The following is a 14,670-nucleotide window of genomic DNA, read 5'->3' as shown; positions in this document are numbered from 1 at the left end:
CCCTCACACGCTATTGGAGGAAACCATGTCGCAAACCCAAGCCATGCCGGCCACCCCGACGGACCCGGCCAGCCGCCCACTCCCCAGCACCGAGCTGGATGTGACTTACCGCCGCATTGCGTACCGGCTGGTGCCGTTCCTGGTGGTGCTGTTCATCCTCGCGTGGATCGACCGCGTCAATGTCGGCTTCGCCAAGCTGTCGATGCTGCAGGATCTGCAGTTCAGCGAAGCGGTATACGGCCTGGGCGCCGGCATCTTCTTCATCGGCTACTTCCTGTTTGAAGTGCCGAGCAACCTGCTGCTCGAAAAGATCGGCGCACGCAAGACGCTCGCGCGCATCACCATCCTGTGGGGCCTGGCCTCGATGGCGATGATCTACGTGAAGACGCCGACCTCGTTCTACGTGATGCGCTTTCTGCTGGGCATCTTTGAAGCGGGCTTCTTCCCGGGCGTGGTGCTGTACCTGACGTACTGGTTTCCCTCCGCACACCGTGCGCGCATCAACGGCCTGTTCATGACCTCGTTTGCGATTGCGGGCGTGGTGGGCGGCCCTGTTGCCGGCTTCATCATGAGCCGCATGGAAGGCGTGGGCCACCTCGCCAACTGGCAATGGCTGTTCCTGCTGGAGGGCATTCCGTCCGTGCTGGCCGGCTTTGCCGTGCTGGCGTGGCTGCCCGAAACGCCGCGTCGGGCGAAGTGGCTTTCCGCCGCCGAGCAAGACGCCGTCGTGCGCGCCGTTGAAGTGGAAAACCGCGACCCAGCCAAGCACGCCTCGTTTGGCGCCGCACTGGCCAACGCCCGCGTGTGGATCTGCGCGGCCATCTACTTCTGCGTGGTCAGTGGCAACGCCACCATCGCCTTCTGGACGCCGTCGATCATCAAAGAGCTTGGCGTGCAGGGCAATTTCCACATCGGCCTGATCTCGGCCATTCCGTTCATCGCCGGCACGATTGCGATGGTCTGGAACGGCGCGCATTCCGACCGCACCGGCGAGCGCCGCATGCACTGCGCCATTGCAGCCGTCATCGCAGCCGCCGGCCTGGTCGCAACAGGCGCAATGCTCGGCTCGCCGGCGCTTGCGCTGATCTCGCTCACCGTCGCCGCCATCGGCATCCTCGCCGCGTTCCCGGTGTTCTGGTCCATCCCGGCCGTGTTCCTGGCAGGCACCGCAGCCGCAGGCGGCATCGCCCTCATCAACTCCATCGGCAACCTTGCAGGCTTCGTCGCGCCGTACATGATCGGCTGGTTGAAGACCAGCACCGGCCACCTCTCCGCCGGCCTCTACTTCGTAGCCGCACTGGAGCTGGGCGCCGCCGTCCTGGTCATCCTGGGCACCCGCAAACACTAAGCACCAACAGCAAACAAACCATCGTGGCGCAACCGCACGCACTACGATGGTTTGGCCGTTGACGTTCCTGCCCTAGATGGCGCCTTGAATTTCTGTTGCAGGGAGGAAAAAGGAAGGAGCCCTGTCTGAGCGCAGCGAGTTTGCCTCCTGCCCCTCCCTGCGACATAAATTCAAGGGGAAGTCGCCATCTCGGGCGCGCCTTTCTTTGCTTACCTTTCTTTGGCAAGACAAAGAAAGTAAGTCGGCCCCGGCAGGGGACGAAACAAGGGATGCACCATCAACACCAAAAACCCCGCCAGCAAGGTTCCAAACCCCACCAGCGAGGTCCCAAACCCCACCCCTCGACGTTCCGAACCCCATCAACGCAGTCCCGAACCTCACCGATGAGGTTCCGAACTCGCCCAAAGCGGTCCCCAACCCCATTCATGGCGTTCCAAACGCCAAGGCCCCAAGATCCGAACCCAACACATGCAGTTCTGAACCTCACGAATGCGGTTCCGAACCCCATCAGAGAAGTTCGGAACCCCACCGACGGCGTTACGGACCTTAACCGGCCACCTTGTAACCCATCCGCACGCCACCCCAGTGCCGGCCCTTGACGTAAATCGGCGCCGACACATCCTTCATCATCGCAAACGTCCCGTTCCCCATATCGCGACGATACGTCTGCAACAAGAATGCCTCGGTATTGCGCGCCGCCCCCAGCCCCGTGCGATCGGTAAACAGCCGGCGGTTACGGCTGTTGGCAGCGTTCCAGGCCGGGTCGCTACCCTGCGGCTGCGAGAACTTCAGGTTGTGCGTCGGCAGATAGCCATTGGTATCGACCGCCGCACAAAACACCACGCGCGGATCCAGCTGGAGCAAAGGCTCCTGCACCGCCGGCAGCACACGATCGGTGAACGCCGTAAACCGCGTCATGTGCTGCGGCGGGTCGGTATTCGGGACCGGCGCATAGGTGCGGTCGAACAGATCGCCCTCGGTGATATCACCCCGCGCAAGCGCCGATTCAAACAGCGCGCTGATCTTGCCGGCCGCCGCTTGCACCGCTTCGATGAACGGCGTATCGGCACTCTGCACCCCGGTTGAAGCCGTCAGCCGGATCAACGTTTCCGACGCGCCTAGCAACCCAGACAGCTGCCGCTGCGCGTTGTCGATGTTGTGGCTCGATTGCTTCACGCCCTCGGCCATGGCATCCACCTCACGCGCGAGCGACGCGCATTCGCCTTCAATGGCGGCGGTGGATTCGGCAATGCTCGTCGCCTCGACGTCGAAGCGCGCGATGGCTTCGCCCGCCACGCCGATCACCGCGCCAATCGCCTGCGTGCCGGCATCCACGCGCTGGGCGCGCGCCACGTTGGCGCTGCTGTCGCCGATCAGCTTGTCGGTCTGGCCGGACAAATCCGCCAAGGTGGTTTCGATACGCTGCGTCGCTTCGGCGGTCTGGCCCGCGAGCTGCTTCACCGCGCCCGCCACCACGGCAAAGCTGCGGCCCGATTCGCCGGCGCGTGCAGCTTCAATGGCCGCGTTGATCGCCAGCAGATTGGTCTGCTTGGCAATCTGCGAAATCTGCTCGGCCGCCTGCGCCACCTGGACCAGCGCTTCGCGCAGTGCAGCAATCTGCTGCTCCATGCTCGCCACGCCAACGGCCAGCTCGCGAATGTCGCGCAGCGATGCATCGACCGTTGCGCGTGAGCCGCTCACCTCTTCGCTGGCATGCGATGCGACTTCGCGCGCATGCCGCGCGGCCACGGCGATGTCGTGGTTGCCGCGCATGGTGACATCGGCTGCGTTGCGCAACTGGTCGAACACGTCGGCCTGCCGGCGCAGCCGCACGGCCACGTCTTCCACGTTGCCGGAGACCTCGCAGATGCCCATGCCGACGCGGCCGGCCTCTTCGGCAATGCGGGCTACAAGGTCGGGAGAGGCTTTCGGGCCGCGGCCCCAGACGAATGGCTTCACGTGCGGTTGTCTCCAGATGTCGTTGTTGTTTGTGCGCTCGCGCTGATGGCGAAGCAAACCCTCTACGGGGAGTATCGGCGCGAGCGGTGCGCGCTTGAGCGACGCTACCCGCACCGGCTTACGCGGGCATTACATGCGCCTTGCGCAGCACTAAGCCTGTGCCGAGCGATCGCGGCGCAGCCGGGCCTCGTAGGCGGCGGCCGTCATGGGGGGGCCGAACAGGAAGCCTTGCAACTTGTCGCACCCGGCGGCTTGCAGGAACTCGGCCTGCTCCAGCGTCTCGACACCTTCCGCCGTGACGGTCATGTCCAGCGACGCAGCCATCGCGACCACGGCGCGCGAGATCACCACCGAATCGCGGTGGCGCGGAATGCCCGAGACGAACGAGCGATCCACTTTCAGGTTGTCGATCGGGAAGCGCTGCAGATACGACAGCGACGAATACCCCGTGCCGAAATCATCGATCGAGATGCGAATGCCCAGCGCCGTGAGCGCGTCGAGCATCGGCATCACGGCGGCGGTGTCGCGCATGAGCAAGCCTTCGGTGATCTCCATTTCCAGCGCGCTGGCGGGCAAGCCGGCCTCGGTCAGGCAGCGCGAGATGGTCGGCACCAGCCCCTCGCCAAACTGGCGCGGCGACAAATTCACGGCGACAAAGAATTCGGGCATGCAGGTGGCGCGCCAATGCGCGGCTTGGCGGCACGCCTGCGCCAGCACCCATTCGCCGATGTCGCCGATGAGGCCGGCGTCTTCCGCCACGGGGATGAACTCGGCGGGCGACACCTCGCCCAGTTCCGTGCTGTGCCAGCGCAGCAGCACTTCAGCGCCGACGATGTCCATCGACGTGGCATCGACGATGGGCTGGAAGCGCAGCGACAGCTCGCCCGCTGTCAGCGCGCGGCGCAGGTGGTATTCCAGCTGGAAGCGGCGCTGCGCACGCTGCGACAAGCGCGCGGTGTACACGCGATGCTGGTTACGGCCGTTCTGCTTGGCGTTGTACATGGCGGCATCCGCACAGCGCAGCAGCGTGGCGGCATCGTTGCCGTGTTCCGGGTACACCGCAATGCCGATGGATGCGCCCAGGTAATACTCCGTGCCGCTCGTCGAAAACGGCTGCGCGATGGAATGGACGATGCGCTTGGCCAGACGCTCCGCCTCGCCCAACGAGCGCACGTTATCCAGCAGCACGACGAATTCATCGCCGCCCAGGCGCGCCAGCGTATCGCTCTGGCGCACGCAGGCCGACAGGCGTTGCGCGACGATGCGCAGCAGGTGGTCACCGGCTTCGTGGCCAGCCGTGTCATTCACCTTCTTGAAGCCATCCAGATCCAGGAACAGCACAGCGACCTGGCGTGCCTCGTTGGGCTGACTGGCCGCCTGCTCCATCACGGCCTGCATGCGCTGCGAGAAATAAGCGCGGTTGTACAAGCCGGTGAGCGCATCACGCTGCGCGAGGAACGTGAGCTGCTGCTGGGCCGCACGCGCGGGGCCAATATCGTTGAACGAGATGAGCACGGCCGACGGGGCGTCGTCGCCGGGACGCACGATGGGCAGCACGTTTTCGTGCACCCACACAATGTCGCCATCCACCAGCTCCAGGCCGACGGTCAAGCCGAGCAGCGGCCTGCCGGTGGCCAACACCACGCGCGTTGGGCGTTCATTGAGCGGGATCTCGCTGCCGTCTTCGCGCAACGAACGGCGCATCAGCGTCAGATGGCTGGTGCCGACGGGCGACACGTTGCCCGCCCGAAGAATCCGGCGTGCGCTTGGGTTGCACGCGAGGATGGTGCCGTCGGCTGCCTGCACGACGATGCCTTCGGTGAGGTTGTCGACGGCCAGCCGGTAGCGTTCTTCGCTCTCTTGCAGATCGCGGGCGATATGCGCCTTCTGCACGGCCACGCCGATGATGTCGGTAATGCCGTCGAGCAGCCCCATGGCGTCGCGCGTGGGCGCACGCGGGGTGTCGTAGTAGATGCCCATCGCGCCGATCATCTGCGCGTTGTCGCCGCGAATGGGCGTCGACCAGCATGCGCGCAGGCCCAGCGGCGCAACGATGTCGCGGTAGCCATCCCAGAGCGGGTCGGCGTCGATGTCTTCCACCACCACGGTCTTGTTCAGGAACATGGCCGTCCCGCACGAACCAACTGAAGGGCCGAGCGCGATCCCAACCAGCAACTGCGAGAGGATGAAAGGCAGCGATGGGGCCACGGCCTGCGTGATGTGCTCGCCGTCACCGCTGAGCAGGACGGAACACATCGCGCCGTCATCAAGCAGTACCTCCACCAGCCGGCAGACTTCGGCCAGCAGGTCAGGGAGCGGCACGTTGCGCGAGCTGAGTTCCAGCACGGTCTTTTCGCAGCGCAGCAACTCCTTCGCGCGTGCGGTTTCGGCGGCCAGTGCCCGGTAATTGGCTTCGGATTCGCGCAGAGCCTGTTCGGCCTGCTTGCGCTGCGTGATGTCGCGCGCCACCACCTGGATGGCGGTGCGCCAGCCGAGCTGCACCGGCGCCGAAAGCACCTCGACTTCCACGGGCGTGCCATCGCAGCGCAGCAAGGTCTGCTCGACGGGCGGCAAACCTGCGCCGTGTGTGACCATCCACTCCCGGCGCTGGCGTGCGAGGTGCGTCGAATTGTCGTGGACGAACTCGTCCAGCTCGTGGCCGACGATGTCGCGCGCCGTTTGCGCGCCAAACAGCCGAACGCCCGCCTCGTTGACGAAAACGATAATGTCGTCCGCCACGATGTACAGCGCATCCGGCATTTGCCGGACGAGCGCCTCGTAACGGTCATCAGCGAGCGGTAAGGGCCTGGGGCTGTCCTGATCGATCACATCCGGTTCGGGACGGTCAGGCCGCTCAGCAGAGGTGGCGTCCATATCTGGGTTGTTTTTCAAGATATCGACCAATGTGTCGGGAAAGTTAAGGCGTTTGGCTGGCCCTCCCCTCTTCAGGGTGGGGCAAATGGCGGATGTGCGGATAAGCGGCACGCCAGTTGCGGCACAATGCCCGCACGACGTCTCTGCGCACTTTTCGCACCTCGGCCTTATGCAATCGTTTTCGTCTTCCGTCGGCCACGTGGCCGGCTTGATTTCGCGACGTACCTTGCTACCCGCAGGGCTGGCGGAAGCTGCCGTGCAATTTCGCGATGGGCAGATTGCCGCCTGTGACGCCAACCCGACGCGCGGCATGATCGACTGCGGCGACCTGCTCGTCCTGCCCGGCATCGTCGACCTGCACGGCGATGCCTTCGAACGCGCGGTCATGCCGCGCCCCGGCGTGGCCTTTCCCTACGAAACCGCCCTGGCCGACGTTGACGGCCAATTGCTGGCCTGCGGCATCACCACCGAATTCCACGGCGTGACCTATTCCTGGGAAGGCGGCTTGCGCGGCCGCCCCTACGCGCTGCGCATGCTGGACACCCTAGACGCCATGCGCCCGCATCTGGGGGCCCAGCACCTGATGCACCTGCGCTTCGAATTGCACCACGCAGACGGGGTTGCCGATGCGCTCGCCTGGATGGACGCCGGCCGCGTGCACTTCCTGTCGTTCAACGATCACCTGCCCGGGATGCGCGACAAGCTGGGCGACGCGCGCAAGCTCGCACAATACGCCGATCGGGCCGAGTGCGACATCAACACGTTCCTCGCCCGTCTGAATGCCGCCGCAGTCAACGCCCCACGGCTCGCCGAGGTGACCGGCACGCTCGCGCGGGCAGCGCAGCAACGCGGCATCTGCATGGCATCGCACGACGAACCCGACATTGCCACGCGCAACACGTTTCACGCGCACGGCTGCACCGTCACCGAATTTCCGTTGACCGCCGATGTTGCGCAGGCGGCGCGCGCGCATGGTGGACATATCGTCTTCGGGGCGCCCAACGTCGTGCGCGGGGGCAGCCATCACGGCGCACCCGATGCGACCGCCATGGTGGCCGCGGGCCTGGGCACCGTGCTGGCCTCCGACTATTACTACCCCGCACTGCTGGCCGCCCCGTTCAAGCTGGCCGAGCGCGGCGTGGTGCCGCTGGCAGAGGCCTGGGCGCTGGTGGCGGCCAACCCGGCCGAAGCCGCAGGACTGAGGGATCGCGGCACGCTCGCAACAGGGCTGCGAGCCGATGCCATCGTGGTCGATGACCGCCGCCCGGGGCTGCCGCGCGTGGTGGCGGCCGTGGTGGGCGGACGACTGCGCCATGCCGCCGGGCAGTTGCCGCTGATCGGCTGAGCAGCGCCATGGAGCAAGCGCTGGCACCTTTACCGTCAGTGATACTGGAAGCCTGGCGGTACGCGCTCTACCTGCTGCCGCCCGAGCCTTGGTACGGCCTGGGCACGCGCTGGCTGGGCCGCTGTGTGCGCTCCAACACCGCCATCCCCGCAGATCAGCGCGAGGCGTTTGTCAGCGAGGCCGGTATCGATCTCGCCACGCTCGACCGCTGGACCGAAGCGCCGCGCCAGTACGGCCTGCACGCCACGTTCAAACCGCCTTTCCGCCTGGCAGGCAATCGCACGGTCGTCGAACTGGACGCTGCGCTGCGCCGCTTCGCGCAGCAGCAGCACGCCTTCACAATCGAGCCGGCCTTGCAGACGCTGCGCGGCTTTCTCGCTTGGCGGCTGCGTCATGGCGACCCTGCGCGCGACACGCTCCACGCGTTCGCCGATGCGTGCGTCGCCGAGTTCGATGCCTTCCGCGCACCGCCCCCGCCTGCTGAACTCGCGCGGCGCCGTCGTGCAGGCCTGTCGGATGCGCAGGAGCGCCATCTAGCGCGCTGGGGCTATCCGTATGTGTTTGGGACGTTCACGTTCCACATCACGCTGACCGGGCGGCTCGACCATGCCGAGCAGCTCGCGTGCTACCGCGCATTGGAAGCATCGCGCGTGGTGCTGCCGGCCGCCATGCCCATCGACCACATCGCGTTGTTTTCGCAGGCGGCGCCCGACGCGCCGTTCAACGTGGCACGTGTGTACCGCTTTGATGGGAGCGTCGAAGACTTCGACGCTGCGCAGAGCGCGCTCAGCGCTTGAGTTCGACCACGTCGATCACCTGCGTCTGGCCGTGCTGCTCAACCTCCTGGCGCATCACCACGGCCGCTTCAGGGCAGTACCAATCGGTGATGTGGGCAACGGTGGGGTCGGGCTCGAGCGTTTCATTGCCCAACCGCAGCACACCGAGGCGCGCCGTGCGCGTGTAGCGGATCGGCCGGCACTGCAACTGGCCGACCACAGTGTCCATCGGCTGCGGCGGCCCCACCTCTCGCTCCGACACCTCCACCTTGGCATGCTCGGCTTGCATGCGCCCGACGGAGATCCCCAGCCGAGGCGACACCACATCGAAATCGAAGCTGGATTCGTACGTATCGCCCGGCAGCATCTGCGCTTCGGGCGCCAGGCCGGCACCGTACAGGAACATGCCGGAAATGGCCGTGCTCACGGTGCCAACCAGATCGGCATGTTCGCTTTGCGCAAACACCCGGCCGTTGATGCTGACGATGCGCGTGACCACGCCAGCCTCGTCCACCAACAGCTGGTGCTCCTGCACCGTCTCGATGGGCCGACCACCGAGCGCCACCAAGCCCGATTTGGCGTAGATGTGCAGGCCGATTTCGCAGCCGTCCTGCATGTCGCGATTGACGTCGTGCAGGGTGAACTCCACGATCATCGGCGTCTTGCCGTTGCCGTCCAGGCGCACGCGGCTGCCGTCGTGCACCCAAGGCGCGGAGCATAGCCCTGCTGCCTGCGCAGGCAACGCCAGTGCAATCGCGGCCACGGCTACGGCGGCGCTCCATAAAGAAAAACGCCGATGCATCGGGCGATGCATCAGCGTCTTCATGAACCCGATCGGCACGGGCTTACTGCTTGGGCGCGTCCTTCTTGTTGGCGCCCTCGCTGTACGGGTCAAACTTGCCGCCGGCCTTCGCACCCTGGCTATACGGATCGAACTTCTCACCGGCCTTGGCGCCCTGAGTGTACGTGTCGTACTTGCCCTTCTCGACATTGGCCGGCTGGGCGCCAGGGTTCAGAGCGCTGGCCGTGCTGTCGTTCTTGTTGGCGCCTTGCGAATACGGGTCGAACTTGTCGCCGGCCTTCGCACCCTGCTGGTACGGATCGAACTTGTCGCCGACCTTTGCGCCTTGGGTATACGGGTCGAACTTCTTCTGGTCAGTCTGCGCGTGGGCTACGGTGCCGATGGCTGCTACGGCAGCGACCGCTGCCACGAGGGTAAGACGTTTGTACGGCATCTGAAGCTCCTTTCCTATGGGTCGTTTGGGCTGGCTGAAAGCGCAGCCTCGTTTTGAACGCATCCCGGTGACACGCGCACTGGCATGTTGGCGACGGCGCCGGGAAACCCCCTCTCCTCGTCGTAAGCTATGGCAAGCGCACAGGAAAGTCAACGCACAGAAACTGCATATTTTTTGGGCAATTGCGTGCTGAACCGCAGGTGAATCAGTGACGTTCCGGCTGGCGGATCGCACGCGGGCCCATCACCGCAATCAACGCCATGGTGAGCGCCACCACCGACAGCCCCCAGCGCAGGTCGGAGCGATGCGCAATCAACCCGATGATGACCGGGCCGATCAGCAAGCCCACGTAGGCAAAGCGCGCCACGGTAGCAATGCCTTCGGCTGCCGGCACACCCGGCAGGCGCGACGCGGTGATGAAGAAGATCGGCACCATGTTGGCGGCGCCCACGCCCATCAGCGCAAAACCTGTCAGGACAGCAATCGGCGCGGGCCACAGCAGAGCAAGCAGGATTCCGCCCGTTGCCAGCACGCCACTGCCGCCAAGCACGCGCATATTGCCCCAGCGCCCGCGTGCGAAATCGCCACCGAAACGCGCGAGCGCCATCCCGCCCGAAAATGCAGCGTACCCCGCGCTGGCAACAGCTTCCGGAGATTGAGCGATCTCGCGCATGTACACGGTCGTCCAGTCGTACATCGCGCCTTCGCCCACCAGCCCCAGGAAGGCCAGCACGCCGAGCAGGAACAGCGTGCGGCCCGTGGTCGGATGCGCGGGTTCGCCTTCGGCATGCACGTGGTCGGGCAGCATGAACGGTCCGGCACACAAGGCAGCCGCCATGGTGACGAGCGCCATGCCCCCGCAGTGCACGGCCGGCGGCACGCCCAGTTCCAGCAGCACGCCGCCCACCGCCGCACCCACCATGCCGCCGAGGCTGAACATACCGTGCAGCGACGAGATGATCGGCTTGTGATGATTGGCCTCTACCGTGGCGGCCTGCGCGTTGATGGCCACGTCGAAACCGGCGTTGGTGATGCCGAACAGCAGCAGCACGGCCAGCAGCGCGGGGTAGCTCGGCATCAGCATGAGCAGCCCGGTCATGACACCAAATGCCACGCCGCCCTGCACACTCGCGCGCCGCGTGCCCACGCGCGCCGCCCACTTGCCCGCAAACTTCATCGCGACGATGGCACCGGCGGCCACCATGAACATCGCCAGCGACAGCGATGCCTCGGACAGACCGAAGCGCGCCTTCACCGTCGGAATGTGAACGCCCCACGTCGCAAACGTTGCACCGTTGGCGAAAAAGAGGGCCATCGTCGCCGCGCGAGCCGACAGGGGAAGCCGGCGAGGCCGCAACGCGCCGGCAGATTGGACGTATTCGGAAGGCATGAAGGACCGCTGAGAAAAACGCACGGCGCAAATGTGTCGCGCCGCAAAGGCGCCATGCTACCGCGCCCGGCTGATGAGCGTATGGCGCGGCCCCGCGGCAGGCAGGTATGCCGTTTGCGTCACCACGGTCGAATCCACCGCATCGGGAGACCCGCCATGCCTCGCGTGATCTGGAAGGGCGCCGTCAGCTTCGGCCTCGTCCACATTCCCGTTGCGCTGTATCCGGCCACCCGCAGCGACGACCTCGACTTCGACTGGCTCGACCGCCGCACGATGGACCGCGTCGGCTACAAGCGCATCAACAAGACCACCGGCAAAGAGGTGCCGCGCGAGCAGATCGTGCGTGGCTACGCCTACGAGAAAGACCGCTACGTGATCCTCACCGACGAGGACATCCGCGCCGCCAACCCGGTCTCGACGCAAACAGTCGATTTGCTGACCTTCGTGGATGCGGCGGAGATTCCGTTTCTCTATCTCGATACGCCCTACTTTCTGGCGCCCGACCGGCGCGGCGAAAAGGTCTACGCACTGCTGCGCGAGGCGCTCACACGCTCGCAGAAGATCGGTGTCGCCAACGTGGTGCTGCACACGAAGCAGCATCTGGCTGCGCTGATCCCAATGGGGCCGGTGCTCGTGCTGCATACGCTGCGCTGGTCCAACGAGGTGCGCGACTGGTCCGAACTCGACGTGCCGGAAGAAGGCGCGAAGGCCGCCAAGCTCACGGCCAAGGAAATCGATATGGCTGAAAAGCTGATCGACGACATGAGCGGCACCTGGGACCCTGCCGAATACCACGACACCTTCCGCGACGACATCCTTGCGCTGGTCGATCGCAAGGTGCGTGAAGGCCGCACGGAATCCGTCGAGCCCATGGAAGCCGAGCAAGCTGCACCGCGCACCGGCAACGTGATCGACCTGACCGACCTGCTGCGGCAGAGCCTTGCCAAGCGCGGCAAGGGCAAAGGAGCGTCAAACGACGACGCGGAAGACGAACCCGCCCCGCGCAAGCGGGCACCACGCAAGGCGGCCGCCAAGACGGCACGCAAGACAGCCACGCGCAAGCGCGCATAACAAGACGGAGCCGACGCCATGCCACGCCATCTCGCCGACTACCGCCGCAAGCGCGATTTCACGCAGACACAAGAACCCGCGGGTGCACGCCGCAAAGCCGACGAGCAGCGTGAAAACGGCGCCCTGCACTTCGTGATCCAGAAGCACGACGCCACTCGGCTGCATTACGACTTCCGGCTCGAACTCGACGGTACGCTCAAGAGTTGGGCCGTCCCCAAGGGCCCGAGCCTGGACCCCGCCGACAAGCGTCTCGCCGTGCATGTTGAAGACCACCCGTTGGACTACGCGGATTTCGAAGGCCACATCCCCGAAGGCCAATACGGCGGTGGCGACGTCATCGTATGGGACCGCGGTACGTGGCGCCCGCATGGCGATCCGCGCAAGGCGTACCGCGACGGCAAGCTCAAATTCGATCTCGACGGCGAGAAGCTGCACGGCGCATGGGCGCTGGTGCGCACGCATTTGCACGGCACGGGGAAGCATCCGAAAGAACAGTGGCTGTTGATCAAGGAGCGCGATGATCAGGTTCGCGCATCGACCGACTACGACGTGACGCAGGCACTGCCCGCCAGCGTGATCACCGGGGAAACCGTCGGCACAAAGCCCCGGGCCAAAGGAAAGGCCAAGGCCGGTGACGGCAGGACGGAGCGTTCCGAACCGGCGCAAGTGCGACCACCCGCCGGTGCCGTGCCCGCCACGTTGCCCAGAACGCTGGAGCCCCAACTCGCCACGCTGGTCGATGGGCCGCCCACCCACGGCGAGTGGGACTACGAAGTGAAATTCGACGGCTACCGCATCCTTGCGCGCATCGACGGCAACACCGTGCGCCTGTTCAGCCGCAACGGCCGCGACTGGACGGCCAAGCTGCCGCGCCAGGCGCGCACGCTGCGTGCGCTGGGCCTGCGTGAGGCGTGGCTCGACGGCGAAGTCGTGGTGATGGGCGAACGCGGCGTGCCCGACTTCCAGGCGCTGCAGAACGCCTTTGAAACCGCGCATGCCGAACACATTGCCTACTACCTGTTCGACATCCCGTTCTGCAACGGCATGGACTTGCGCGGTGTGCCGTTGCGCGAGCGGCGGGCGCTGCTCCAACGCATTCTCGATGCCGCGCCGGGTGACTTGGACCGCGATGCGGTGCTGTTCTCAGGCACGTTCAACGCGGCACCCGAAGATTTGCTGTCTTCCGCATGCAGCATGTCGCTCGAGGGTGTGATCGGCAAGCGCGCGGATGCGCCGTACCGCGCCGGCCGCAGCCCGGCATGGATCAAACTCAAATGCGGGCAGCGGCAGGAGTTCGTGATCGGCGGCTACAGCGCGCCCAAGGGCAGCCGCAGCGGCTTCGGCGCGCTGCTGCTCGGCGTCTATGATGACGCGGGCAAGCTGCGCTATGCGGGGCGCGTCGGCACCGGCTTCAACGAGACGAGCCTGCACACCCTACATCGCGAATTGACGGGGCTGACCATCGACACGCCGCCCTTTGCCAACCCGCCTACCGGCAGCGACGCGCGCGACGTGCAATGGGTCAAGCCGGAGCGTGTGGCCGAAATCGCCTTTGCCGAATGGACGCGCGAAGGCATCGTGCGGCAGGCGGTGTTTCAAGGTTTGCGCGACGACAAACCCGCGCGCAACATCGTGCGTGAACAAGCCAAGCCGCCCAGCGCCACCGCCCGCAAGGAGACCCGCGCCGTGCATGCCCCCGAACGCAAGGTGCGCCCCGGTGCCGAACGCATCGCCGGTGTGGATGTCACGCACCCCGATCGCGTGATCGAGAAAGCCAGCGGCACCACCAAGGCCGACCTGGCGCGCTACTACGCCAGCGTGGCCGAATGGATGCTGCCGCATCTGCACAACCGGCCGACGTCGCTCGTGCGGGCGCCCGATGGCATCGACGGCGAGCGCTTCTTCCAGAAGCATTCCGCCGCGCTCAAGCTGCAGGGCATCACGCAGCTGGACCCGTCGCTTGATCCGGGGCATCCGTCGCTGCTGGCGATCAACTCGGTGGAAGCCCTGGTCGGTGCAGTGCAGATGGGCACGGTGGAATTCCACACGTGGAATGCGCTGGCCGACCGCATCGAACAGCCCGACCGCATCGTCTTCGATATCGACCCGGACCCGGCGTTGCCCTTCGCACGGGTGATCGAGGCCACGCAGCTTACGCTCGCGCTGCTCGATGAACTCGGCCTGAAGGCGTTCCTGAAAACCAGCGGCGGGAGCGGCATGCACGTGGTGGTGCCGCTCACGCGCCGCGAGGCGGCCGGCTGGGACACGCTCAAAGCCTTCGCACAAGCCGTGGTGCAGCACATGGCCGCAACTTTCCCTGACCGCTTTGTCGCCAAGATGGGCCCGCAGAACCGCGTGGGAAAAATCTTCATCGACTATCTGCGCAACAACCGCGGCGCGAGCACGGTGGCGGCGTATTCGGTGCGCGCGCGGACTGGGCTGCCGGTGTCGGTGCCGATCCGCCATGACGAACTGGAGGGGCTGCAGGCGTCTGCCCAGTGGACGCTGCGCACGCTGCCGGAGCGGCTGGCCAAGCTCAAGGGTGATCCGTGGGCCGACTACGCCGGCACGCGCCAATCGGTCACGGCCGATATGCGCAAGCGCATCGGCGCCAATGACTGACTCGCCACACATCGGCGTTCCTGAAAGAATTAGGCGGTGAACGGCCCGTT

The 14,670-nt window shown here is 65.7% G+C and carries 10 protein-coding genes; 5 read left to right on the top strand and 5 right to left on the bottom strand.

Annotated elements, in window-relative coordinates; genetic code table 11:
* Nucleotides 1-25: 25 nt before the first annotated feature.
* Nucleotides 26-1,348 (top strand): MFS transporter, encoded by a 1,323-nt coding sequence (locus ACTJK4_RS03945; RefSeq protein ID WP_440816153.1) that lies wholly within the window; start codon nucleotides 26-28, stop codon nucleotides 1,346-1,348.
* A gap of 546 nt (nucleotides 1,349-1,894) precedes the next feature.
* Here the strand turns inward: ACTJK4_RS03945 and ACTJK4_RS03940 are convergent.
* Together ACTJK4_RS03940 and ACTJK4_RS03935 are read right to left on the bottom strand one after the other, a co-directional pair.
* A complete protein-coding gene (locus ACTJK4_RS03940) occupies nucleotides 1,895-3,307 on the bottom strand; it encodes a methyl-accepting chemotaxis protein (protein ID WP_440816150.1) in 1,413 nt (470 codons plus the stop codon).
* 150 nt (nucleotides 3,308-3,457) lie between these two features.
* On the bottom strand, nucleotides 3,458-6,181 hold the full coding sequence (locus ACTJK4_RS03935; RefSeq protein WP_316868394.1) for a sensor domain-containing protein: 2,724 nt from the start codon (nucleotides 6,179-6,181) through the stop codon (nucleotides 3,458-3,460).
* A gap of 169 nt (nucleotides 6,182-6,350) precedes the next feature.
* Between ACTJK4_RS03935 and ACTJK4_RS03930 the strand changes: the two genes are divergently transcribed.
* Together ACTJK4_RS03930 and ACTJK4_RS03925 are read left to right on the top strand one after the other, a co-directional pair.
* Entirely contained in the window at nucleotides 6,351-7,526 is a 1,176-nt protein-coding gene (locus ACTJK4_RS03930; protein ID WP_440816146.1) for an alpha-D-ribose 1-methylphosphonate 5-triphosphate diphosphatase, read from the top strand.
* 8 nt (nucleotides 7,527-7,534) lie between these two features.
* Nucleotides 7,535-8,323 carry a DUF1045 domain-containing protein gene (locus ACTJK4_RS03925; protein WP_440816143.1) on the top strand — a complete coding sequence of 263 codons (789 nt, stop codon included), beginning with the start codon at nucleotides 7,535-7,537 and terminating at the stop codon, nucleotides 8,321-8,323.
* On the opposite strand, the gene ACTJK4_RS03920 is transcribed toward ACTJK4_RS03925, so the two are convergent.
* The 3 genes from ACTJK4_RS03920 to ACTJK4_RS03910 form a co-directional block, all read right to left on the bottom strand.
* Nucleotides 8,313-9,128 carry a hypothetical protein gene (locus tag ACTJK4_RS03920; RefSeq protein ID WP_232042075.1) on the bottom strand — a complete coding sequence of 272 codons (816 nt, stop codon included), beginning with the start codon at nucleotides 9,126-9,128 and terminating at the stop codon, nucleotides 8,313-8,315. The genes ACTJK4_RS03925 and ACTJK4_RS03920 overlap by 11 nt on opposite strands.
* A 19-nt stretch (nucleotides 9,129-9,147) precedes the next feature.
* Nucleotides 9,148-9,537 carry a hypothetical protein gene (locus ACTJK4_RS03915; RefSeq protein WP_232042074.1) on the bottom strand — a complete coding sequence of 130 codons (390 nt, stop codon included), beginning with the start codon at nucleotides 9,535-9,537 and terminating at the stop codon, nucleotides 9,148-9,150.
* A gap of 205 nt (nucleotides 9,538-9,742) precedes the next feature.
* Nucleotides 9,743-10,927: an MFS transporter gene (locus tag ACTJK4_RS03910; protein WP_260802998.1), complete on the bottom strand. Its 1,185-nt coding sequence runs from the start codon at nucleotides 10,925-10,927 to the stop codon at nucleotides 9,743-9,745.
* A gap of 156 nt (nucleotides 10,928-11,083) precedes the next feature.
* Between ACTJK4_RS03910 and ku the strand changes: the two genes are divergently transcribed.
* Nucleotides 11,084-11,998, top strand: a complete 915-nt coding sequence (ku, locus tag ACTJK4_RS03905) for a non-homologous end joining protein Ku (RefSeq protein WP_414560225.1) — start codon at nucleotides 11,084-11,086, stop codon at nucleotides 11,996-11,998.
* Between the two features lie 18 nt (nucleotides 11,999-12,016).
* Nucleotides 12,017-14,620, top strand: coding sequence for a DNA ligase D (gene ligD, locus ACTJK4_RS03900; protein WP_440816139.1), 2,604 nt, complete (start codon nucleotides 12,017-12,019; stop codon nucleotides 14,618-14,620).
* Nucleotides 14,621-14,670 lie beyond the last annotated feature (50 nt).

Source organism: Ralstonia sp. 22111 (genome assembly GCF_052045895.1).
Lineage (GTDB): Bacteria > Pseudomonadota > Gammaproteobacteria > Burkholderiales > Burkholderiaceae > Ralstonia > Ralstonia wenshanensis.
This window is presented reverse-complemented; position numbering and strand designations above follow the sequence as displayed.